This is a genomic window from Stenotrophomonas geniculata (assembly GCF_034508895.1).
Taxonomy (GTDB): domain Bacteria; phylum Pseudomonadota; class Gammaproteobacteria; order Xanthomonadales; family Xanthomonadaceae; genus Stenotrophomonas; species Stenotrophomonas geniculata.
In genome coordinates this window covers 2,430,133-2,452,943 of record NZ_CP140571.1, presented here as the reverse complement: position 1 = coordinate 2,452,943, position 22,811 = coordinate 2,430,133, and the positions used below count along the sequence as shown (strand labels likewise).

At 64.7% G+C, this 22,811-nt stretch carries 22 protein-coding genes and 1 tRNA gene; 9 read left to right on the top strand and 14 right to left on the bottom strand.

The window, feature by feature from the left end; all coding sequences use genetic code 11:
• Window positions 1-125 precede the first annotated feature (125 nt).
• On the top strand, window positions 126-746 hold the full coding sequence (locus RI032_RS11370) for a TetR family transcriptional regulator (protein ID WP_197656516.1): 621 nt from the start codon (window positions 126-128) through the stop codon (window positions 744-746).
• A 15-nt stretch (window positions 747-761) separates the two neighbouring features.
• Here RI032_RS11370 and RI032_RS11365 read toward each other — a convergent pair whose 3' ends face one another.
• Window positions 762-1,112 carry a VOC family protein gene (locus RI032_RS11365; protein WP_010481265.1) on the bottom strand — a complete coding sequence of 117 codons (351 nt, stop codon included), beginning with the start codon at window positions 1,110-1,112 and terminating at the stop codon, window positions 762-764.
• Window positions 1,113-1,236: 124 nt separating this feature from the next.
• Window positions 1,237-1,437, bottom strand: coding sequence for a hypothetical protein (locus RI032_RS20655; protein ID WP_029550896.1), 201 nt, complete (start codon window positions 1,435-1,437; stop codon window positions 1,237-1,239).
• A 188-nt stretch (window positions 1,438-1,625) separates the two neighbouring features.
• On the opposite strand from RI032_RS20655, the gene RI032_RS11360 reads away from it, so the two are divergent.
• Window positions 1,626-4,982 carry an autotransporter domain-containing protein gene (locus RI032_RS11360; protein WP_197656515.1) on the top strand — a complete coding sequence of 1,119 codons (3,357 nt, stop codon included), beginning with the start codon at window positions 1,626-1,628 and terminating at the stop codon, window positions 4,980-4,982.
• Window positions 4,983-5,048: 66 nt separating this feature from the next.
• Here the strand turns inward: RI032_RS11360 and cml are convergent, their stop codons facing one another.
• Window positions 5,049-6,236 carry a CmlA/FloR family chloramphenicol efflux MFS transporter gene (gene cml / locus RI032_RS11355; RefSeq protein WP_099559933.1) on the bottom strand — a complete coding sequence of 396 codons (1,188 nt, stop codon included), beginning with the start codon at window positions 6,234-6,236 and terminating at the stop codon, window positions 5,049-5,051.
• A gap of 198 nt (window positions 6,237-6,434) precedes the next feature.
• The gene (locus tag RI032_RS11350) at window positions 6,435-7,340 is read right to left on the bottom strand and encodes a LysR family transcriptional regulator (RefSeq protein WP_049413095.1); all 906 of its coding nucleotides are present in this window, start codon (window positions 7,338-7,340) and stop codon (window positions 6,435-6,437) included.
• Between the two features lie 106 nt (window positions 7,341-7,446).
• On the opposite strand from RI032_RS11350, the gene RI032_RS11345 reads away from it, so the two are divergent.
• Window positions 7,447-8,937: an MFS transporter gene (locus RI032_RS11345; protein ID WP_322547026.1), complete on the top strand. Its 1,491-nt coding sequence runs from the start codon at window positions 7,447-7,449 to the stop codon at window positions 8,935-8,937.
• An 85-nt stretch (window positions 8,938-9,022) separates the two neighbouring features.
• Here RI032_RS11345 and RI032_RS11340 read toward each other — a convergent pair whose 3' ends face one another.
• A complete protein-coding gene (locus tag RI032_RS11340; protein ID WP_197656514.1) occupies window positions 9,023-9,475 on the bottom strand; it encodes a PA2169 family four-helix-bundle protein in 453 nt (150 codons plus the stop codon).
• Between the two features lie 554 nt (window positions 9,476-10,029).
• On the opposite strand from RI032_RS11340, the gene RI032_RS11335 reads away from it, so the two are divergent.
• Together RI032_RS11335 and RI032_RS11330 are read left to right on the top strand one after the other, a co-directional pair.
• Window positions 10,030-12,864 carry a TonB-dependent receptor domain-containing protein gene (locus RI032_RS11335; RefSeq protein ID WP_049480196.1) on the top strand — a complete coding sequence of 945 codons (2,835 nt, stop codon included), beginning with the start codon at window positions 10,030-10,032 and terminating at the stop codon, window positions 12,862-12,864.
• A 258-nt stretch (window positions 12,865-13,122) separates the two neighbouring features.
• Window positions 13,123-14,151 carry an IclR family transcriptional regulator gene (locus RI032_RS11330; RefSeq protein WP_049453022.1) on the top strand — a complete coding sequence of 343 codons (1,029 nt, stop codon included), beginning with the start codon at window positions 13,123-13,125 and terminating at the stop codon, window positions 14,149-14,151.
• A gap of 8 nt (window positions 14,152-14,159) precedes the next feature.
• On the opposite strand, the gene RI032_RS11325 is transcribed toward RI032_RS11330, so the two are convergent.
• Window positions 14,160-15,110, bottom strand: a complete 951-nt coding sequence (locus tag RI032_RS11325) for a DMT family transporter (protein WP_197656513.1) — start codon at window positions 15,108-15,110, stop codon at window positions 14,160-14,162.
• A gap of 7 nt (window positions 15,111-15,117) precedes the next feature.
• Here RI032_RS11325 and RI032_RS11320 point away from each other — a divergent pair, with 7 nt between their 5' ends.
• Window positions 15,118-15,921, top strand: a complete 804-nt coding sequence (locus RI032_RS11320; RefSeq protein ID WP_322547025.1) for an AraC family transcriptional regulator — start codon at window positions 15,118-15,120, stop codon at window positions 15,919-15,921.
• Between the two features lie 7 nt (window positions 15,922-15,928).
• Here the strand turns inward: RI032_RS11320 and RI032_RS11315 are convergent, their stop codons facing one another.
• Window positions 15,929-16,345 (bottom strand): hypothetical protein, encoded by a 417-nt coding sequence (locus RI032_RS11315; RefSeq protein WP_322547024.1) that lies wholly within the window; start codon window positions 16,343-16,345, stop codon window positions 15,929-15,931.
• Window positions 16,346-16,472: 127 nt separating this feature from the next.
• Between RI032_RS11315 and RI032_RS11310 the strand changes: the two genes are divergently transcribed.
• Together RI032_RS11310 and RI032_RS11305 are read left to right on the top strand one after the other, a co-directional pair.
• Window positions 16,473-17,141 carry a glutathione S-transferase family protein gene (locus RI032_RS11310; protein ID WP_010481249.1) on the top strand — a complete coding sequence of 223 codons (669 nt, stop codon included), beginning with the start codon at window positions 16,473-16,475 and terminating at the stop codon, window positions 17,139-17,141.
• A 131-nt stretch (window positions 17,142-17,272) separates the two neighbouring features.
• A complete protein-coding gene (locus RI032_RS11305; protein ID WP_019336340.1) occupies window positions 17,273-17,665 on the top strand; it encodes a DoxX family protein in 393 nt (130 codons plus the stop codon).
• 24 nt (window positions 17,666-17,689) lie between these two features.
• On the opposite strand, the gene RI032_RS11300 is transcribed toward RI032_RS11305, so the two are convergent.
• The 5 genes from RI032_RS11300 to RI032_RS11280 form a co-directional block, all read right to left on the bottom strand.
• Window positions 17,690-18,376 (bottom strand): hypothetical protein, encoded by a 687-nt coding sequence (locus RI032_RS11300; protein ID WP_322548268.1) that lies wholly within the window; start codon window positions 18,374-18,376, stop codon window positions 17,690-17,692.
• The gene (locus RI032_RS11295; protein WP_322547023.1) at window positions 18,376-18,801 is read right to left on the bottom strand and encodes a hypothetical protein; all 426 of its coding nucleotides are present in this window, start codon (window positions 18,799-18,801) and stop codon (window positions 18,376-18,378) included. The genes RI032_RS11300 and RI032_RS11295 overlap by 1 nt, the downstream gene beginning before the upstream one ends.
• Window positions 18,802-18,880: 79 nt before the next feature.
• Window positions 18,881-19,300 (bottom strand): H-NS histone family protein, encoded by a 420-nt coding sequence (locus RI032_RS11290; protein ID WP_010481241.1) that lies wholly within the window; start codon window positions 19,298-19,300, stop codon window positions 18,881-18,883.
• A 68-nt stretch (window positions 19,301-19,368) separates the two neighbouring features.
• Window positions 19,369-19,779: a hypothetical protein gene (locus RI032_RS11285; protein WP_322547022.1), complete on the bottom strand. Its 411-nt coding sequence runs from the start codon at window positions 19,777-19,779 to the stop codon at window positions 19,369-19,371.
• 62 nt (window positions 19,780-19,841) lie between these two features.
• Entirely contained in the window at window positions 19,842-20,840 is a 999-nt protein-coding gene (locus RI032_RS11280) for a GlxA family transcriptional regulator (RefSeq protein WP_322547021.1), read from the bottom strand.
• A 200-nt stretch (window positions 20,841-21,040) separates the two neighbouring features.
• On the opposite strand from RI032_RS11280, the gene RI032_RS11275 reads away from it, so the two are divergent.
• Window positions 21,041-21,871 (top strand): alpha/beta fold hydrolase, encoded by an 831-nt coding sequence (locus RI032_RS11275; RefSeq protein WP_049413071.1) that lies wholly within the window; start codon window positions 21,041-21,043, stop codon window positions 21,869-21,871.
• 23 nt (window positions 21,872-21,894) lie between these two features.
• Here the strand turns inward: RI032_RS11275 and RI032_RS11270 are convergent, their stop codons facing one another.
• Together RI032_RS11270 and RI032_RS11265 are read right to left on the bottom strand one after the other, a co-directional pair.
• Window positions 21,895-22,542, bottom strand: a complete 648-nt coding sequence (locus tag RI032_RS11270; RefSeq protein WP_228354834.1) for a hypothetical protein — start codon at window positions 22,540-22,542, stop codon at window positions 21,895-21,897.
• Between the two features lie 88 nt (window positions 22,543-22,630).
• Window positions 22,631-22,706 (bottom strand) — tRNA-Ile (locus tag RI032_RS11265).
• Between the last annotated feature and the right edge of the window lie 105 nt (window positions 22,707-22,811).

The window sequence follows — 22,811 nt, the reverse complement described above, 5'->3', positions numbered from 1 at the left end:
TGTGGATCCCGGGGGAGGACGTGCGCGCATCGTAGCCACTGACTGACCGTCGGTCAATGACCGACGGTCAGTCAATGCCGAAGGACAGCTAGAATGGCCACCGTCGCACCCGGACCTTGCCCACCATGCAGACCCCAGCTGTCGCCAGGCCTCGCACCAAGCCTGCGGAAACCCGCCAGGAAGAACTGATGGACGCCGCGCAGGCACTGTTCCTGTCAAAGGGAGTGGACGCCACCACCATCAGCGACATCGTCGCCGCGGCTGATGTGGCCAAGGGCACCTTCTATACCTACTTCGCCTCGCGCACCGAGATCCTGCAGGCGCTGGCGCAGCGCTACACGCGGCAGTTCATGGAAGCGGTTGACCAGGCCGTGCAGCAGCACCCCGTCGGCGATGGCGTAGCACGCTTGCGCGCCTGGATCCGCGCCAACATCGAACTTTACGTGCGCACCCATGCACTGCACGACGTGGTCTACGCCAACCATCATCACCACCAGCGCGGCAACGCCGAACGCAATGCAATCCAGCAGCAGCTGCTGGGCATCCTCGAAGCGGGCAACGCCGCCGGTCTGTGGCAGCTTTCGGCGCCGCAGGTTACCGCCTCGTTGATCTACGCCGGCGTGCACGGCGCTACCGACGACCTGATCGCCACACCGGCACAGGATGCCGATGCGTTCATCGAAGCCGTGCAGGCCGATTGCCTGCGCATGGTCGGCGTGCCACCGGCCGGTGCCAAGCGGCGCTGACGAACCGTCTGTCGCTCAGGTATGGGCGAGGATGTTCAACAACCGCCCGAACGGGTCACGGACGAAGAAGCGACGCACGCCCCAGGGCTCATCGGCCGGGCCATATTCCAGCGGGATGCCGGCCGCGCGCATGCGCTCCAGTACCTGCTGCAGATTGTCCACTTCGATCGACAGATCCGGCACTGCGGTGCCGGACCCCCCTTCACTGGCAAAGCTGACCTGCGCCAGCGCGCTGCCCTCGCCGCCGTGGGTGACGATCCAGCCGTGGTCCATCACCACCGGCATGCCCAGCAGCTCGCCATAGAACACTGCGGCACGCGCAGGATCAGGCGTGGCGATGTTGGCGACGACACGTTTGACGGCCATGTGCAGCGGCTCCGATGCGATTCCCCATCCTCGCCGCTGCGTGCATGGCCTGCAAGCGGGCTGCGCTGAAACAGAAGAGCCCCGTCGGTGACGGGGCTCGTCATCAGTCCTGCATTGCCACTGCTTACACAGCGCCGCAGCGATCCATGACGCAACGATCGTATTCGTACTGGCATTCCATCGCATCACCGCCACCGGACAAACAGGCCTGGTAAGCCTTCCAACAGGGAAGATCGCATGGCGGAATCGGCCCGGCCACAGCAACCGAACCGCTGCAGGCCAAGGCGAACACGGCACCTACGATCATTTTCCTGAAAGTACGCATCGACATCACTCCTTGATAAGCCTGGTGAGCCCAGGCCGGGCCACGGTAGCGGGGTTTCCCGGAGATGGAGTGAACACGCGCGTCACGAAACATTAACCTGTTCATTAAATTTCCTTCACACCACTGGGGGTGATCGGCTCGCTGCGGGGTTAACGGCCTTGTTGTCCGTCAATCAAGGAAGTTGTCCGATGAATCACCCGCTGCACGGCCGGTCGTCCCGCTCCCGTTCTCCGATGCACAGCCGCCTCGCACTGGCGGTCACCAGCACATTGCTGCTTGCCAGCACGTTGCCCGCGATGGCCAACGACTCATTCGAGGTCTGGCAACAACAGCGCCAACTGCAGGCGGCGTGGGCGCAACCAGGCGTCGGCGCGTCCGCAGCACCGACGGCCACCACGCCAGCGGCGGCCAACACGTCCGTGCTCGGCAACCCCGGCGATGCAGCCAGTTGGCGCAGCGATGAATTCAACGCTGACTGGGGGCTGGGTGCGATGGGGGCCGATTACGCCTATGCACGTGGACTGACCGGCCAGGGCGTACGTCTTGCCCTGTTCGATTCGGGCTCGGCACTGGCCCATCAGGAATTTGCGGGGCGCAATACGTCCAGCATCACCATCGGCGCGGACTGCGCCACGCCAGGCGTGGTGGCCGGTACCGGTGCCTGCGAACAAACCCGTGGCGAGCAGCCAGGCTACAACTACTACGGCCTTGGCCCCGGCGTTCCCGCCGCACTGGCCGCACGCCTGATCGCGGCAGGCCAGCCCTATGGCTTCAGCTACGCCGACCACGGCACCCACGTGCTGGGTACCATCGGTGCCAACCGCGATGGCAAAGGCATGCATGGCGTAGCATTCGGTTCGAACCTGACCGCAGCCCGTGTGTTTGGTGATACCTACTATGAGTGGCGCCTGGATCCGGACAACTTCTATCGTCCGCGCGCGCTATATCGCACCGATCCCGATGACACCGCTACCTTGGATATGTATGCGCAGATCCAGGCGCAGGGCGTGCGCGCCATCAACCACAGCTGGGGTATCTCTACCCGCAACATGACTGCTGCCGCGCTGGATGCACAGTATGCAGCGATCGGTGACGGCTACGGCGTGTATGGCAGCATCTACGCCAACGATGGCGATGCCCCCTCCTCCACCCTCATCCAGGTGTGGTCGGCTGGTAACGGCAGTGGCGCCGTCGCCGGAATCACGGCCGCCATGCCGCGCTGGAAGCCGGAACTTGAACCGTACTGGCTGGCCGTGGCCAACGTCCGCCGGCCCAACGCTGCTGCGGGCGAAACCGACTACGTGATCGATGGCAGTTCCAGCATCTGCGGCGTTGCCGCCAACTGGTGCATCTCGGCACCCGGCACCGACATCCTGAGCACCATTGTGTCCGGTGATATCCAGGGTCGCGTCGAGAACACTTCCGCCTATGTCCGCCTGATCATCGACAGCGAGAACACCCAGTACGTCTATGGCACCAAGACGGGCACGTCGATGGCGGCGCCACACATCACCGGTGCGCTCGGCCTGCTGATGGAGCGCTTCCCCTATCTGGACAACGCCCAGGTCCGCGACGTGTTGCTGACCACCGCACGCGACCTGGGTGCAGCAGGCATCGATCCGATCTACGGCTGGGGCATGGTCGACCTGCGCAAGGCCATCGAAGGCTACGGCTCGCTGCGCGTGGATACCAACGTGGTGATGAACCAGAAGGCCGGTGGCCTGAAGGTCTGGGAAGGCGATGCCTGGGACGACTGGACCAACGACATCGGTGGCCCCGGCAAGCTGACCAAGTCCGGCATCGGCTGGCTGCGCCTGAGCGGTGACAACACTTTCAACGGCGCGGTACTGCAGGACGGTACGCTGGAATTGAATGGCGCCAACACGCTCACGTCTGCGGTCGAGGTCCAGGGTGGCCAGTTCCTGCTCAATGGCAGCCTGGTCTCCACCGCGCTGAACACCACCGGGGGCGTGAGCACGGTCAGCAGCAGCGGCCTGCTGAAGGACAGCAACCTGACCGTCAACGGTGGCGTGGTGTCCTTCAACGGCACGCAGACCGGCGGCACCACCACGGTCGGTGCCAACGGCCTGCTGAAGGGTGTCGGTACGCTCGGCAGCACCCACGTCGACGGCATCATCGCGCCCGGCAATTCGATCGGCACGCTGACCATCAACGGCAACTACGTACAGGGTGCAACCGGCGTCTATGCCGCCGAACTTGCTCCGGGCGGCCGCAGTGACCAGTTGCACGTGACCGGCACCGCCACCCTCGGCGGCACCCTGGTCGCACTGCCGGAGCCGGGCACCTACTACCTCGGCGAGCAGTTCAATTTCATCCGCGCCGACGGCGGTGTCAGCGGCCAGTTCGCGAAAACCGACTTCAGCGCGTTCTCGCCGTTCCTCCAGTTCAGCCTGGCTTACGGTGCCAATGGCACCCGCATCGACGTGGCCCGGGGTGCGTCGCTCGCCAGTGCCGCCACCACGCCGAACCAGCGTGCGGCCGCAGCGGCTGCCGATGGACTGGCGATCAACCAGGGCCTGCCCAAGCCGCTGACCCAACTGTTCCCGCAGCAGGTCGGTGGCGTGCTCGATGGCCTCAGCGGCGAGCTGCATCCGGCCACGGCGCTGGCCCTGGTCGAGGGCAGCCGCCATGTGCGCGATGCCGCACTGTCACGCCGTGCCGGTGCAGCCGCACCGGGATCCGATACGGGTGATGCCACCGGTGCCTGGGTGCAGGCGCTGGGCGGCAACAGCAAGCTGGATGGCAACAGCAACACCGCGCGCACTGACGCCAACAGCAATGGCCTGCTGGTCGGCATCGACCGCGAGTTCGGTGGCTGGCAGATCGGCGTGCTGGCCGGTACCGGCCGCACCGACGTGAAGCAGCAGGAGCGTCGTGCCAAGTCGAAGATCGACAACACGCACTTCGGCGCCTACGCCAGCCACACCTGGGGCGGGTTCGGCCTGCGCGGTGGCGTGGCATGGAGCCGCAATGAAGTGAAGAGCACGCGTGATGTTGCCTTCGCAGGCTTCAGCGACAGCCTGAGCGCGCGCTACAACGCACATACACGCCAGGCCTTCATCGAAGCGGGCTACCGTTTCGGCAATGCGGAAGGTGGGCTGGAGCCGTACCTGCAGGTCGCCCGCGTGGAAGTGGACCTGAAGCAGATCAACGAGCGTGGCGGCGCGGCGGCACTGCACGGCAAGGTGGACGACACCGGCACCACCATCGCCACCGCTGGTCTCCGCTTCGACAAGGGTCTGAAGGCATCGTTCCAGCAGGACAGCTGGTTGCACCTGCGTGGCGGTGTCGGCTACCGCCGTGCCTCCGGCGACCGCAGCCAGGTGGCCAACCTCGCCTTTGCCAACAGCAGCACCACGTTCGCGGTCGAGGGTGCTCCGATTGCCGACAACGCCGTCGTGGCCGAGCTGGGCCTGGCGGCGTGGCTGACCCCGCGGCAGCAGCTGGAGCTGGGCTACAGCGGTCAGTTCGGCAGTGAAAGCCGCGACCATGGCGCCACTGCACGCTGGTCCGTCCGCTTCTAAACACGTGTTCTCTTGACGGGTTGGGGCGGCCTCGCGGCCGCCCCTTTTTTTGCCCGCCATCCAGCGCTATGTGCGGTGCCGCAGCGCGGCGGTACCTGCCAGGCTGGCAAGTGGCAGCAGCAACCCGTAGGCCACCAGCGGCCACACGGTGTCGCCGGGCAGCACCAGGGTAACCAGCGTGCCGATGCCTGCCACGATCAGGCTCTGCACCGCGTAGTACAGAGCCACCGCCGTACCCGACGCATCGGCGAAATCACGCAGCGCGCCGCTTGCGGCCACCGAAACCACCATCACCAGCCCCACCGCGATGCCCCACATGGGCAGCACCACCGCGATGAACGAGGGAGGCCACGCTGCGGCCAACGCCATCAGCAGCACCCCGGCCACCATCACCCACAGGCCGCGCAGGAAGGTACCGCGCACGTTCCAGCGGGCAATGCACACGTGCGCCATCCGCGCCGTGACGATCATCACCAGCGCCACCGTGGCGAAGGCAAGGCTGAACGACAGGGGCGAGTACTGCATGCGCCCGACCAGCAGCCGGGGCGCGACCGAGAAGAACACGAAGAACGTGCCCATGCCCGCACTGAAGCCCAGCGTGTAGACCCAGAACGCGCCGCTGCCGAGGATGCGTCGTACCGCCGGTCGCGACGCGTCATGGCACCGCGGGCGGGTTTCCTGCCAATGCCGTACCGCGCGCATGCCGGCGATCATGCCCAGTGCGCCGAGCAGAACGAAGATCGCGCGCCAGCCAACCGCGCCTGCCAGCAGTGCGCCGAGGATCGGTCCCAGTGCCGGCACGAAGGCCAGCATCGAGGCGAACAGCCCATACAGCGACGCACCTTCGGGTGTATCGGCATACACGTCACGGACCGTGGCAAAGGTCGCCACCAATGCCGCCGACGCCCCCACCGCCTGTACGGTTCGCCAGGCCAGGAATGCTGCGCCGCTGCTGGACATGGCCAGCGCAAATGACGAAAGCGCGAACAGCAACGCCCCCAGCAACAGGACCGGCCGCCGCCCGATGCGGTCGGACAACGGGCCGAACAGCAACTGGCCCAGGCCGAGCACCAGCAGGTAGATGCTCAACGTCAGCTGCACCACCGTCGGTGATGTCTGCAGTGCCCGCGGCATCACCGGCACCACAGGAAGATAGATATCCATGGCCAGCGAGGCCAGGAGGTCGAACGGCGCCATCAGCACAATGGCCGATGGCAGCGGGTGGGCCCAACGCGGGGCCTGTCGATTGAACATGGGGAGTCTCCGCCCAGAGTGAATCCGGCGGTGATCCATCCACTTCGCGTGCATCGCAGGGATGATCACCGCAACAACGTCTGCATCGTTGTTGCGGCTCAGCGAACTGTCTGCGGACCGTTCCCGTTGTTCATGATGTCCATCGAATGCAAATGCAGGTGGCGCAAGTGTAGCAATCGTCCACCTGCCGCGCGGCGCTCAGGCCAGGGGCAACATGTCGATGCGCCGGCACGGCGTCTCCTTCACCTGCTCGATCAGCCGTCGCACCACAGGCGAGGTCTCCGCCCGCCGGTACTGCACAGCGATGGTCGAGACGATGGTGGGGCCGGCCAGTGGCAGATAGATCATTCCGGGCAGCACCAGCGTGCGTTGCAGTACCGATGGCACGATCGCCACCGAACCAACGCCGACCGACACCTCGGCCAACACCGCCGCCAGATGCCCGGGCTGGGAACGGATACGTGGAATGAACCCGCCGCGGCGCCCGACTTCCATTGCGCCCACCGGCTGCTCCGGCATGACGAAGCTTTCCCGGGCCAATGACGCCGGCTGTACCGGCGCGCGGGCCTGCGCCAGCGGATGGGTTTCCGGCAGGGCCACGCAGAACTGGTCTTCGACCAGGGTGTGTTCGCCGAAACTGTCGGGTACATCCATCGGAGGCCGGCAGAACACCACATCCACCCGGCCTTCCTGCAGCAGCTGCGGGAGCTCGCCCATCGGCCATTCGCTCACCTGCAGTTCCACGCCCGGGTAGCGGCTGCGGAACCGGCTGAGCTGATCCTGCAACGCACCGGCATACAGCGCCGAGCCGACGTAGCCGATCTCGATCTTGCCGATCTCACCCCGCCCGGCGCGCCGCCCCAGGGTTTCGGCCTGTTCGAACCGGCGCAGCACATCGCGGGCTTCCGCCAGGAACACCTCGCCTGCGGAGGTCAGCAGCACTTCGCGCCGGCCGCGGTCGAACAGGCGCGTGCCGAGGCGACGCTCGATGTCCTGGATCTGCACGCTCAGCGTGGGAGTGGCGATCCCCAGCCGCAGGGCCGCGCGACCGAAGTGCAGTTCCTCGGCCAAGGTGACGAAGTACTCCAGGTGACGGCGTTCCATGGGCGGCATTTCGTTAGGTTCAAGCTAACGTAACCAGAAAACACCGAGAATGAAACAAACACCGATCATTGCTGGAATGGCGGTCCTCCCTTCCTGCGAGTGACCGGTGCCGCCCTCCCCTCCCTCTTCGCCTGCACGGCACACGCTGCCTGACGCGATCCTGCTGGTGGCCTCGCTGGGCTGCACGATGACCGTGCTGGAGACCAATGCCGTCGCGGTCGCACTGCCCAGCATCGCGCGTGACCTTCACGCCGGATTCGCCGATATCGAGTGGGTGATCAGTGCCTACATCCTGTCCTTCACCTCACTGCTGCTGCCCGCCGGTGCTGTCGCCGACCGCTACGGCCGCCGCCGGGTGCTGCTGATCGGCATCAGCCTGTTCGCCCTCACTTCTCTGCTCTGTGCACTGGCGCCCGGTGCCACCCTGCTCTACCTGGCGCGGGCACTGCAGGGCATCGGTGCTGCTTTCCTGCTGGCGCCCTCGCTGTCGATCATCGGCCACACCTACCACCAGGGGGCCGCCAAAGACACTGCATGGGCGTTCTGGGGCACAGCCATGGGCGTGATGATGGTGCTCTCGCCACTGATCGGCGGCCTGCTGTCCGCGCTCTGGGGCTGGCGCGCGGTGTTCATTGCGATCCTGCCGTTCCTGGGCCTGCTCGGCTACGGCACGCTGCGCTGGATACCCGAGTCGTCCGACAGCGCGGTCCGCCCGCTCGACCCGCCCGGCATCATCACCTTCAGCGTTGCCATCTTCGGCATCGTGTTCTTCCTGGTCGAAGGACTGGCAAAAGGATGGTCATCGGCGCCGGCGCTGGGCGGGCTGGGCCTGGCCATCATCATGGCCGCCGCCTTCGTCCTCGTTGAACGGGCACGGTCACATCCCATGGTCGATCTCGGGCTGCTGGCCAGTCCACGTTTCGTCGGCGCACTCATTGCCATGGTCGGCTATTCGGTCAGCGCACAGGTGATGGCGTCGATGCTGCCGCAGTACCTGCAGAACGGCATCGGCCTGGGCGTACTGGCTGCGGGTGCCGGCATGCTCCCGTTCGCTGCGGCGATGCTGCTGTTTCCCAGCGTGGGCCGCCGGCTCGGTCGCCATCTGAACAGTCCAGCGGTGCTGGCGATCGGGCTGTCGATCACGGCCGCGGGCAATGCCGTGGCCGGACTGGCCGCGTCGCAGCATCTCCCCTGGCTGGCATTCGTCGCAATGGTGGTGATCGGTGCCGGCGGCGGCATCCTCAATGGCGAGACATCCAAAGCCATCATCGGCGCAGCACCGCGCGAGCGGGCCGGCATGGCCTCCGGCATCAGCGCGACCACGCGCTTTGTCGGCATCCTGCTCGGATTCACCGTGCTGTCCAGCGCCTTGAGCCTGGGCATCCGCAACGCACTGTCGGCTGTGGGTCCCGCGCGCGATGTACTGTCGATGGCCGATGCGATCGCTACCGGCACCTTCACCGGTGCGCGCAACATGGCCTTCGCACAGGCGATCTACAGCCACGGATTTGCCAGTGCACTGTGGACATCGGCCATTGCCGCGCTGCTGGCCAGCCTTGCGGTGTTGCTGCTGGGCCGTAGTCCCGCACAGCGATGACGCTGGAGCGCGGATTACGAAGTTGGCCGGGGCAGCCACGCTGCCCCGACCGTGGCGGCCCCGGGGAGAAGGCCGCCGATGATCGTCAGGCCGCCTTCATGGCGTGCTTGCGCGCCCGCATCACGTTGTGGCATTCCTGCACTTCGGGCAGCAGCTGGGTGACTTCCTGGCGCACGGCCGGCGGCAGTTCGTTGTCCTTCAGCACGTCCTTGAACGCGCCAAGCAGCCGGTCTTCCGACTCTTCCAGTTCGGCCACGTAACCATAGTTGGTGTCGCCGAATGCAGCGCGCACCTTGCCGTAGAACTGCTGCATCGACCCGACCATGGTGCCGTGCTCGGCGGGCTTGCCGCCGCTGGCGGTGACCGAACTGCTCAACGCGGCGACGATGCGGCCCTTGACGCCGGCAATGCGGGTGAACAGGGCCGACAGTTCGGCATCCTTCACCTTGGTCGCAGCTTCTTCGTAGAACGACTTTCCGTCCCGGGCAATCTCGATCAGGTCGTTGAGGCGATGTTCGATGGTGGACTGGGTGCTCATGGAATCGCTCCTGTGTGCTCGATGGTCTATTGAGAATGACAGCGCGAGTGCGTTGCCTTCGGGATCACTGTGGAGGTTTGAATGTGCCGGTTGGGTGAGTACGAATTGATGCATGCATCACCACCCTCAACGCGTCCTGACTCCTTCATCCCATCGCATTTCCGCGTTCACGGCATCTGAGCAGAACGCCCACGATTCACCAGGGCGCGATGACGATGATCAGCGCCACCAGCAGTGCGATGGCAAGCACCAGCAACAGCACATGCCACTGCTTCCACGTGGGTTTTGGTTTACCGGGGGTATTCATCGGATGTCTCCTGGAGTCTGTCATCGGCCCGCAGCCAGACTGAAGCAGGGCACCCCCCGTGCGCGTCGCGGTTTCGTGCATGGCTTGTGCATGAACGCTGTATCCAGCGCGCGACGATAACGCGTCCATAACGTAATCGAGTTGTAAACGGAATGTTAGGTTCCTTCCGATTCCGCACAGCGGAGTTTCAGATCGGTTTCCACGCAGCTATGCGGAAACCCATTCAACTGGATTTGGAGAGAGCCAAATGCATTACAAGTACACCCTGCTTTCCCTGGCAGTGGGCACGGCCCTGGCCGCCGCCTGGTCACCGGCCGCGCATGCGCAGGACGACGGCGACAAGACGCCGAAGAACCTCGATCGCATCCAGGTTACCGGCTCTGCCATCCGCAGCGTGGATATCGAAACGCAGCAGCCGATCATCGCCATCACCCGCACGATGATCGAGCAGCAGGGCTTCACCACGATCGCCGACCTGCTGCAGAACCTGACGTCTACGGGCGCGCCGGCGATCTCCCGCGCACGCGCATTGTCGTCCGGTGAAAATGTCGGCGGTTACTACGTCGACATCCGTAATCTGGGCGCCACGCGCACGCTGGTGCTGGTCAATGGCAAGCGCCTCGGTGCGACCACCAGCGGCCTGCAGGATCTCAGCCAGATTCCGATGAGCGCGGTGGAACGCATCGATGTCCTGAAGGACGGCGCCTCCTCGCTGTACGGTTCGGATGCGATCGCTGGCGTGGTCAACATCATCACCCGCAAGAACTACGAAGGGCTGGAAGTGTCCATGCAGCACGGGCAGTTCAGCCAGGGCGATGGCAAGGACAGCACGTTCTCGCTGGTGACCGGCGCCCGTGGAGAACGTGGCGGATACACCCTCGCACTGGAATACCAGAAGTCGGATCCGGTATTTGCCCGCGACCGCGAGTTCTCCCGGTACGGCGGCGCCGGCCCCAATTACCCGGGCGCGGACTGGAGCAACATCAGCCAGAACGGTTCGTGGTGCGACCCGGCGCTCTACAAGTGCAACACCGGTGACGCGGTGTTCAAGACGCTCAACCGTGGCGGCGACCCGAAGAATCCGAACGACTACCACCCGATCACGCCGGCCGAGTTCGCCAACGGCAACGACCAGATGCACCTGCAGACCGGCATCGAGCGTCGCTCGCTGTTCCTCAGCACGGACTACGCGCTGAGCGACCAGATCAAGTTCGCCGCCGACATCGGCTACAACGAGCGCACCACCGACCAGCAGATCGCGGGCTACCCGTACCAGTCGACCAAGTTCGGCACGCCCCTGGACGCAGCCAGCGTATTCAATCCGCTCGACCACGGCATCGCGTTCAATCGCCGCCTGTGGGAAGTGCCGCGCACGACCGAAAGCAAGCTGAAGTCGCTGCGCATTGCACCAAGCCTGTCCGGCTACTTCGAACTGGGCGCCAAGACGTACGACTGGGAAGTCGGTGCGCTGTTCAACCGCAATGAAGTCACAAAAACAGGCCGTGGCGACATGAGCCTGATCGCTTCCCGGCAGGCATTGGGGCCCTCCTACCTCGATGCCAACGGTGTGGCCCGGTGTGGCACGGCGGCATCGCCGGTCACGGGCTGCCTGGCCTGGAATCCTTTGCTGCCATACGGTGTCGCGGGGGCTGGCTCTCTCTCCGATCCCGAACTGCAGCGCTTCTTGTTCCCGACGTTCAACGATACCGGCATCACCAAGACCCGCAGCTATTTCGCCAATATTTCCGGGCCAGTGATCGAACTGCCTGCCGGTGACCTGTCCGTCGCTCTGGGTTACCAATACCGCAAGGAAGAAGGCCGCTTCGTGCCCGACGCCTTTGCCCAGTCGCGCCAGAGCACGGCGCTGGGCGCGTCCACCACCTCGGGTGAGTACAGCCTCAATGAGTTCTTCGCCGAAGTGAACGTGCCGGTGCTGCGTGACCTGCCGTTCGCCAAGGAACTGACCGTGAACCTGGCCACGCGCTATTCCGACTACAGCAATTTCGGCAATACCACCAATTCCAAGGCCAGCTTCGCCTGGCGCCCGATCGAGGAATTGATGATCCGCGGCACCTTCGCCGAAGGCTTCCGCGCACCGAGCATCTCCGACCTGTATGGTGGAATGGGGACCAGCTTCGAAACCTATGTCGATCCCTGCGGCACCGGCGCCACCAACAGCGTCAACGGCAACGCTGCCTGCAACGCTGCCGGCGTCCCGCTGGGCTACCAGCAGCTGAACCAGAGCCTGAAGCCCTGTGCCAGCTATCCGTGTGCCACGCCCGACGAATTCACCACCGGCTCCAACGCGAAGCTGCGACCGGAAGAGTCCAAGAGCAAGACCGTGGGCGTGGTCTGGAGCCCGCGCTGGGTCGATGGCCTGGACATCAACCTCGACTGGTACAGCTACAAGATCACCAACATGATCATCGAGGACAGCGTCGACCGCATCCTGCGTGACTGCTACGTGCTGGGCAATTCCTCGCGCTGTGGCAGCATCAAGCGCGCTGGCGATGGCCACATCACCAGCATGTTCTACGGCCTGGCCAACCTGGGCTCGATGGAAACCGAAGGCTGGGACCTGGGCATCCACTACCGCCTGCCCGAGTTCTCGTTCGGCCGCTTCACCATCGACCTGCAGAACAGCTATGTCTCCAAGTACGACGAGGAGAACCAGAACTCGGCCGGCGACACCATCATGATGGGCCGGATCGGCCGGCCGGGCATCTTCCGCCTGCGCTCGAACCTGGGTGTGAACTGGCAGCTTGGCAACTTCAGCACGCAGTACACGGTGCGCTACTACTCCGGCATGGCCGAAAGCTGCGTGCCGAACCGACCGTGCTCGCTGCCCGATCGCTACGCCTACGGAGAACCGGATGCCCTGCGCAAGGTGGGCTCCAATGCCTTCCATGACATCCAGGTCAGCTACAAGCTGCCGTGGGACGGTACCGTGGCGCTGGGTTCGAACAACGTGTTCAACCACCAGGGCCCGATCATGTTCTCCAAGCCGTCCAGCTCCTTCCCCTACTACGGCGGCTTCGATATCGGCCGCACCGTGTACGTGAAGTACTCCCAGCGCTTCTGACGGGCATGTCCGTGCTCGTGGCCGGCGGAAGGGGAGTCCGCCGGCCACGATGCACACCACCTCCACCCAATCTCCATCGTTTTTCGACGGAATCTCCAAGGTTCCCGGCAACACTTGATGTCATGACGGCTAAGGAGCAGGACCGCATGGATCGCCACGCGCCCCGACGCTGCACACCCGTCTCCAGGTTCACCACTGAATGTGGCGATGTGGCCGGGTTCCGACCCTCCGGACGTGCCGCCGCAAGGGAAGTACGAGATGACGACGGCAGTTCGCACCGGCCTGACCGACCTGGTCGCTGACGCGCAGCGGTACCTGCGCAGGATTCTCCCCGGGCTGGCCTCGGCAGTGCATCCACTTGCTTCATTGCACGCCATTCCCCACGCAATGGCATCGCGCTACCACCTCGCCGGACTGATGCTGTACGGGGAAACCCCCGCCATGCTCGCCGTGGCCCGCGAGCCCGGCGAATCCAGCACCCGTGTGATCCAGGATGTACGCTGCCTGCGCTCTGCTGCGAATGCACTGGTGCTGTACGTCTCGCCCTATCTCACGCCGACCCAGCGCCGCTTCCTGGTCGAGAACCACATCGACTTCGTCGTCCCGCACACCCAGTTGTTCGCGCCCAGCCTGGCCATTGAGTTCCGCGACGACCCTGATCATGAGAAGAAGGCCATCTCGCTGCTGCCTTCGGCGCAGGCCGTGCTGATCCACGTGCTGCTGAGCGGCCAGTCGCGCTGGTGGTCGCCGCGCGAGATCAGTGCTGCCGCCGGCTACACCTCGATGACGGCGTCGCGCCTGTCTGCCGAACTGGTTGGTCGCGGCCTGGTTGAACGCTCCACCGGTGGCCGCGAGCGCTTCCTGAAGCTGGCCGGCAACCGCGACGAGGTCTGGGCCAGGGCGCAGCCGTTCCTGCGTTCCCCCATCCTGAAGGAAGTGGATGTCTGCTGGGGCCCGACCGCCGAGGCGCTCCGCGATGCCGGGCACCCGGCGCCGACGGCGGGCCTCGATGCGCTTGCTGACACGTCACCGCCCGCGATCGGCGGCACCCGCGCGCTGCACATCGATGCGTGGCGGTTGCTGGGTGCACTTCCCATGCCCGGCCCGGACTGCGTCCAGAGCGCACGGCTGCAGATCTGGGCCTATCCGCCGGCATTCACCAGCATCGGCGATGTGGTTGACCCGCTTTCGCTGTATCTCAGCCTGCAGGGCAAACGCGGCCATGATGCAGACGCGCTGGAACAGCGGGTGGAACAGGCGCTGAGCGGGAACACATACCCCGCATGACCGAAGCCCTAGGCGGGCTGCTCGCTCGGCACCGCAGCAGCGCGCCTGGCGCTGTACTCGGCGAATACCACGCCGGACACCGCCAGCAGGCCACCGCCCAGTACCCAGCCACTGAGCGATTCGCCCAACAGCAGCACGGCCAGCGCGGCGGTCACGATCGGCACCAGGTTGAAGAAGCCAGAGACGCGCGCAGCGCCCAGACGTGAAAGTCCGGTCATCCAGGTCAGCGGCGCCAGGATCGAGGCACAGACCGCCGCGAAGCCGATGCAACCGACGGCGGTCAGATTGCTCACCCCGGTACCGACCAGCAACTGCAGTGGCAGCAGGATCAGCGAGGCCGCCGTGGCCTGCAGGAACAGCGACTCCAGCACCGACAGCGGAATCTTCCAGCGCTGCATCAGCACGTTGTAGGCGGCGAAGGCCAATGCGCCGATCAGCATGATCGCGTCTCCGCGGTTCAGGCCCTGCGCCGCCAACCGTGCCAGGTCGCCCTGCGATACCACCGCCACTACGCCGGCGGTGGAGATCACCGCGCCAAGAATGGAAGTACCACGCACCGGATGGCCCATGAACACGCGTGACAGCGCCAGCGCGATCAACGGAATCAGCGCCTGGATCACCCCCATGTTGATGGCCGAGGTGAAGTGCGCCGCATGGTAGGCCAGGCACTGGTACATCACCCCACCCAGGCAGCCCAGCACCAGGAAGCGCCCGAGGTTGGCGCGCACGGTCGGCAGATTGCCGCGCAGCCGCGGCAACGCGAATGGCAGCAGGACCACCGCCGCGACCAGCCAGCGGAAGAAGCCGATATCGATGGGACCGACCGAGCCCGAAGCAAGCTTGGTCACGATGGTGTTCGCGCCCCACAGCAGGCAGGCGAAGATCGGGAAGAGATAGTTCACGCGTGCAGGTGTACGTGTGGGAATGGCCAGCGTACGCTTGGCGTATATTGAGGACATCCCGAAAATGCGCCACCCCGACCACGGCTTGCGGCAATCGATGGAGCCGATCCCCACCTTCCGCCAGCTGCCCGGCCCGATCTACTTCCGGCAGGGCGCGATGGAGCCCACGGACTGGGGCACGCACAGCCATCCGTGGGGTCAGTTCAACTTCGTCGCGCAGGGGGTGATGGAGATGAAGATCGACGGCGAGTGGATGGTGTCGCCGCCGCACTACGCGATCTGGATTCCACCAGGAATGGCGCACTATTCACGCAACCGCTCGCAGCTGGCCTACCGCTCGGCCTATCTGTCGGCGGCGCTTTCACGCCGGCTGCCCACGCGTTGCAGTGCGCTGGAAGTCAGCCCGCTGCTGCGCGAACTGCTGCATGAACTGGCACGACAGGGCGTGACCGATCCGCAGACACCGGTCCAGCGGCGCATGGCCGCCGTGGTGATCGACCAGATCGTCAATGCCGCTGTGCTGCCCAGTTTCCTTCCGATCGCCAGCAGCGATGCCTTGAAGCAGGTGATGGCGTACATGGAGGAACACCTGTCGGCGGCCGAATCGGTTGCCGAGATCGCGCGGCGGCACCACATGAGCGTGCGCAAGCTGGAGCGCCTGGCACGCAGCGAACTGGGCATGTCGCTGGGCGACTGGCGTGGGCGGGTGAAGTTCGTGCGCGCCACCGAGGCGCTGTGTACACGCCGGCCGATCAGCCGGATCGCCGAAGAGCTGGGCTATTCCGGCGTCAGCGCCTTCGCCGAAATGTTCAAGCGGCACGCGCAGTGCACGCCGGATCAGTACAGGAAGCTGCATCGGGCGGGGTGAGCGCGGCCTAGAGAGCGACCAGCAGGTCCACAAGCAGCCCCGGCAGGAACAAGGCGGCCAGAACGCTGGCCAACAGGATCAGCAGGACCTTCGCCGTCAAGGGGCGACGGCGCGGATTGCTGAAGTACAGGTGCAGATCGCGCAGTTCATCTTCCCGCTCCTTCCGCACGCCTGCGCTCTGTGCACCGGGTTCGAGCAGCTGTCGCTCAAGCGCCTTCAGGCGCTTCATCAGTTCACGCGGCGGTGTAGCCCGCAGGATCAGCTGATTGAGCTCCTGGAGCCGGTGCGCCTGCGGCATCAGCGCTGCCACGAGATCATCCGGCGCAAGCCGTGAGACCCGTCGCTGGGCGTCCGCATCCATCTCAGCCTGCAGCACATCGCGTTGCCGCTGCAGTTCGGCCAGGGAGGTGCGGCGCTGCCACATGAGGAGGCACAGGATTGATGGGTGGCGGGCAGTGTATCGCCCGGCGCCCCGGGAAGGTTGTCGATTTCCCGCCCCATCGTTCGTCGGAGAAGGAAAGGCGGGTCTTTCAGCCTGCAGGAGTGCCCCGATGTGCCCGATCCTCACCGCCTTCGCCACCTCTCCCGACCGCGGCCAGGGCCTGGCCCGTGACATGCGCGTACGCTGGGCGCTGGAGGAACTGGCCGTGCCCTATGACGTGCAGCTGCTCAGCTTTGCCGAGCTGAAGCAGCCCGTCCACCTGGCGCGCAACCCCTTCGGGCAGATCCCCACCTGGCAGGACGGCGACCAGGTCCTGTTCGAATCCGGCGCAATCGTCCTGCACCTGGCCGAACAGCATGCCGGCCTGCTCCCCGCTGATCCGGACGCACGCATGCGCGCGATCATGTGGGTTTTCGCTGCGTTGAACACGGTGGAACCGCCCATCGTGGAACGCTCGATGGCCTGGGTGCTGGAACGCGAACTGCCTTGGTATTCACAGCGGCTGGTGATGCTGGACGAGCGCGTGCGGATGCGTCTCTCGCAGCTGTCTGCGTGGTTGGGCACGGCGGCGTGGCTGGATGGCGACTTCAGCGTGGGCGACCTGATGATGGTCTCGGTGCTGCTGCGCCTGAAGAGCAGCGGCCTCCTCGACGAATACCCGAAGGTGGCTGCCTATGTGGGCCGTGCAACGCAACGCCCCGCCTACCAGCGTGCGTTTGCCGCGCAGCTGCAGGTGTTCCGGCAAAGCACAGACGCACCATCACCAAAGGATGACTGAGGCAGCCTCCTTCGGCATTCGAAGGTCCCCCGGCCGCGCGGGAAACCGGAAGGCAGCCGTGTCGTGTATACACGGGCTTCACTGCCTGTGGGCTCCGATCGCGGGGGTCGGACACCCTCAAGGACTTCACTGTGAGCACTTCCTCGCACTCGCTTGCTTTCCTGCTTGCGCGCATCCTGCTGATGGCACTGTTCCTCGTCTCCGGCCTGGGCAAGCTTGGCGACCTCAGTGGTACCCAGGGCTACATGGAAGCAATGGGAGTGCCCGGCATCCTGCTGTGGCCGACCATCGCCTTCGAGATCGGCAGCGGCCTGTGCATCCTGCTCGGCTTCCAGACCCGGCTGGTATCGATCGTCCTGGTGGGCTTCAGCCTGGTCACCGCCTTCATCTTCCACCACAACTTCGGCGACCAGACCCAGCAGATCATGTTCCTGAAGAATCTGGGCCTGGCCGGTGGCTTCCTGTTGCTGGCCTGCACTGGAGCCGGGCGCTACAGCATCGACGGCCGGGGACGCGGCGCATAGGTACCGGCCAGCAGGCTCGCCACGCTAGCGACGGAGCTCCGCCTCCGGCGCCAGCGTGTGGACCACCTTGCCCTGCGCATCGAGGAACTCGATTGCCCCGTAGCCCTCCGGCGTGACGGTCAACCGCAGTCGCGGCCGATCCGCCTTGTCATTCAGTGCGATGGCCGGCGTTCCATCGGCGCCGACCACCAGGCCGATGCGGGTCGGCGCCTGCACACCGGGAATCAACGCATTCCCGAGCGCGGGTTCGCGTATCAGCTTCGGTGCCTGGTTGATCGAGAAGCTCACTTGGCCATCGGGAGACACCCGCCATCCGATCGCATCCATCGCCGGATGATCCAGCGCCAGCACCGCCATGCCGCCGTCGACATCAGCGGTGCCGAAACCACCGCGCTCGCTGCCCTTGTCGTCGTACAGCACCATGCCGGCCACGTTGAAGGCGCGCTTGTACTGGATGCCATCGATGATCGGCGCCGGCGTCTTCCCGGACAGCGTCATGCGGATCACGCCCTGGTCATCGACGATATCGATGCGACGCGCGGTGATGCGCTCGTTGTCGGGCGTCCCGATCTGCGTCTGCGGAGCCTTGTCCACGATCAGGCGCTGCAGGGTTTCCACCGAAGGCCGCTTGGGCGCTCCGGCATCTTCGGCCGCACGCGCCGGAATGCTGTGGAATGCAATCAGCAGGACCAGCGCGCAGGCAGGGCGCATCATGCGGCCTCCAGAGCGGCGTGCACCGGGCGCCGGCAGGCGGCCTGCACCAGCATCAGCTGTGCCACCAGGATCAGCATCGCGCAGCCGGACAGCAGCCATGGGTCGATGTACCACTGGGCATTGAAGCTGAATTCGCCGGCGGAGATTCGCTTCCAGCCGTTGAAGTGCTGCATCGCCGCGACCACGAACGCGAAACCACCCATCGCGTTCGAAAGCCACGGCACGACGATGCCACCCGACCGTGCAGACATCATCAGTAGACCCAGCACGCCGATGACGGTGCGCTGCACGCGGCAGTAAGGGCAGACATAGGCCAGCCCACTCCATTCCACCGACCAGGCCAACAGGCTGATCAGCACCGCTGCCGCCCCCGCGACGTACAGGACCCTCGGCGCGATCGCCGTGCTGCCGTTATGTGCCATTGCGTGCCTCCCTCCAGTGCGGACCCATGCAGGGTAGCGTGAAGCGGACACGGGCGCGGCAGGCGTCGCCCTGCGGGCCTCAGTCCTTCTTGAACACGGTGCGCTGGCCGATCGGGCTTCCCTTGCGGGCGGTTGGACGGGCCAGGCCGGGAATCAGGAAATCCGTCACCTTGTGGCCCTTCTGGACCTTGGCGGCCAGCCAGCGCGGCATGCGCCCGCGGCCGGACCAGGTCAGGCGCTTGTATTCCGGGTCGCGGTATTTGGCAGCAACCTTGCCGGCTTTGCGGCGGCTGGATTTCCGCGGCGTCGCGGGTTCTTCGACGGACGCATCGCCAAAGAGTTCTTCGAGCGTATAGCCCGCTTCGGCGGCCGCCGCCTTCAGCATGCGGCGCACCGCACTGGCCGGACGACGGCTGGAAATGAGCTGCCTGCGCTGTTCAGCGGCAACCACCAAGGCGCCCAGCTCCCGCAGGCTGAGCGATTCGATATCGATAGTCATGCCGGGAAAGGTCCACTCCGGCAGGGTGGTCTGTCAAGAGCAATGAGCGCGCGGGTGGCAAGCCGCCATTATCGTGTCAGGTCCTTCAGCAGCTGATTCATGTGTGTTGACCAGTGCGTTGCAGACGCAACTTCATCGAGCAGTTTGTTGCGCAACTCAATCAGGTGCATTGGAAGATCCATTACTGGAATCCTGAGATCCTCCTGTAGGAGTTCTTCCGAAAATGCGCCAGCCTGTTCATTCCAAAACAGGATGGTCTCGCGCGCCTGCTCGATTTTCTCATCATACGTGTGAGATGCCTTCATCCAGATTCGCGCTATCAGCACACCCTGCGCCAATGCTCCCGAAATAACTCTAAAATGCCTCCATCTCGTCGCGAGCAGCCTTGTTCGCACGCTTGGCTTCATCAATCCAGCTCGCAATATCTCTTTCCAGACACTTTCCAGGTGCGAAACGTGTAGTGGCAGTTGAAATGCCAAGCGCCACCTCCTGAAAGTGCCGGAAACTGACAAGAGACACATTGCACCAACACTGGCGTGACTCAGCGTTGCCCGCCCCGCCTGATCCGGAAGTGATCGCGATACGCGGACGGTGACATGCCGACAACGCTCTGGAATGCCTTGCGGAATGAAGCCGCGTCGTCATAACCCAGGCGCGAGGCCACCTGTGCGATGGGAAGATCGCCGAGCTGCAGCGCATCCTTGGCCTTGGCCATCCTGGCCTGACGGATGTAGTCGGCGGGATTGCGTTCCGTGGCCTTCTGGAAGCGCCGGATGAATGTTCGTTCGGTCAAATGGGCACGTTGGGCAAGCCCGGCCACGGTGTGGCGCAGCCCAGGTTCTGCAAGGATCAGATGCTGGGTCGCCAGGATGGCGGCATCATCGTGATCGAGCCGGGGCAGGAATCCCTGCAAGGGACGCTGGTCCTGCCGGATGCCGTCACTGAGCATGAAGCGGGCCGTGGCCAGCATGACACTGGAACCCATGACGCGATCGACGATCAGCAGGCCGAGATCATTCCACGCGAGGATCGCCCCGGAGGTAATGACGTCACCGTCATCGATGACGACATTCTCGGTCGTCACCTGGACATCGGGATGCGCGCTGGCGAGCAGCCCTGCAAAGGCCCAGTGGGTGGTAACCCGCCGTCGCGCAAGCAGGCCGGTCTGGGCGAGCACGAACGCCCCTGCGCAGACCGAGCACATGATTGCGCCACCGGCATGGAGTTCCTTGAGCCACTGCGCCTCACGCGGCATCGCCGACATCCGCTCGGGCATCGCGACGCTGGGCGGCGAGATCACGAACGCGGGGGCGTTCACCTCGCCTAGATCGCTGTCCCAGCAACATTCCATTTGCGCCGACACCGGGTCCAGCTGCCAATGCGTTACCCGCAGGGAACACCGCCGGTCATCTTCGTGGGGATACGCCGCCCACTCATTTGCAATCCGGAACAGATCCGTCAGGCCATGGATCGCCGCCATCTGGCAATCCGGATAGATCAGCAGGGCCACTTCGATCCGCTTGTCAGTTTCGATACCCATGAATGTCACCTCCGCCAATTTCAATTGATGCAGCGCTTCCTAGAATGGATTCGGACGGAGTGATGGCCGCCTCAGGATAGAAGGAAATGCCGCCCTGGGGCCACTTCTGCAACACGCACTGACAGCGTCCTTCCTCCTGCACCGATGCAAGGTTGCCGGTAGGCAGGACGCCCCCAACCCCAACTGCGAGGAACCCGGAAATGGCTACGGTTACTACGAAAGACGGCGTCGAAATCTTCTACAAGGATTGGGGCCCGCGCGACGCCAAGGTCATTCATTTCCATCATGGCTGGCCCCTCAGCGCCGACGACTGGGACGCGCAGATGCTGTTCTTCGTCAACAAGGGCTATCGCGTGGTTGCCCACGACCGCCGCGGGCATGGCCGCTCCAGCCAGGTGTGGGACGGCCACGACATGGACCACTACGCGGACGATGTTGCGGCGGTAGTCGAGCAGCTGGGTACCCACGGCGCGATGCACGTGGGTCATTCCACCGGCGGTGGACAGGTGGTCCGCTACATCGCTCGCCACGGCGAGAAGAACGTGTCCAAAGCGGTGCTGATCAGCTCGGTGCCGCCGCTGATGGTCAAGACCGCGGCAAACCCGCAGGGCACGCCCAAGGAGGTCTTCGACGATTTCCAGGCGCAGCTGGCGGCCAACCGCGCGCAGTTCTACCACGACGTGCCCGCAGGTCCCTTCTACGGTTACAACCGGCCCGGCGCGCAGCCTTCAGATGCGGTCATCTGGAACTGGTGGCGGCAGGGCATGCAGGGTTCGGCCAAGGCGCACTACGATGGCATCGTGGCGTTCTCCCAGACCGACTTCACCGAAGACCTGAAGGGCATTTCCATTCCTGTGCTGGTGATCCATGGCGATGACGACCAGGTGGTCCCGTATGCCGACTCGGGCGTCCTTTCCGCGAAGCTGGTAAAGAACGGCACGCTGATCACCTACGAAGGTGCGCCGCACGGCATTCCGACCACGCATGCCGACCGGATCAACGCCGACCTTCTGGCGTTCCTGGAAAGCTGATCGTGAAGGATCCGGGAAGTGCCTCAGGCACTTCCCGGACCACCCGGCAGGCGAATTCCATTTGCGGCAACGAATGCACGCGACGCATGCCAATAGGCCTGTGGTGGCGTATGCAGCTCCGGCTGCGACCAGTAGTCATCGAGGTGCAGCGCACCCATCACGCCGCCCCATGCAGCACGCGCATCGTGGACGCGCATCCGCCAACGATGATGCGGCGGAAAGTAGGCGTAGTGTTCGAGCGCCTGCTGCTGCGCCTGCTCTTCAGCAATGCCTGCCTGATGGATCAGCGTCCACGCATGCATATGGCGGGCGTGGGCAAGCGCACCGAGATACTCATTCTCATCCAGCAAGGGAACCGACTCACCGCGAGCCAGGCACAACGCATCCGACTCGGTGTCGTACGCCAGCGACGGCTGCGCCAGTTCCGGGTTCTGGTGCCAGTACCCTTCACCCAACACGTGCAGCATCGCCCAGTGCCAAGGCTCGTCGTGGAAGATCAGTGCATGCTCGTACTCGCAGCCGGGAGCCTGGTCGGGATAGCGTTGGCGTGCCTGTTCGATTGCCAGCGCTTCAGGAACCTGGCCGTAGCGCACCAGGCACCAGGCGAACAGATGCCGGCTGTCTTCGATTTCAGTGGCGAAGTCTTCCACCGGGGCGTGGGTGCCGGGCATGTTTGATCCTTGCGTTCGGACCAGATGTTGCCCTAAAGGGCAAACGCGCGGGGAGGAGGAGACCGGCAGTCGATCATGCGAACTGGGTTGGTGGGCCCACCAGGATTCGAACCTGGAACCAAGGGATTATGAGTCCCCTGCTCTAACCGTTGAGCTATAGGCCCGGCGCAGCGTCACAGTGTAGTAGAGCCTGTGCTTGATCGGCTACCCGGTAATCGCAAACGGCAGCCGAGCATGGTTCGGCTCTACAGAAAGCACACACACCCCAA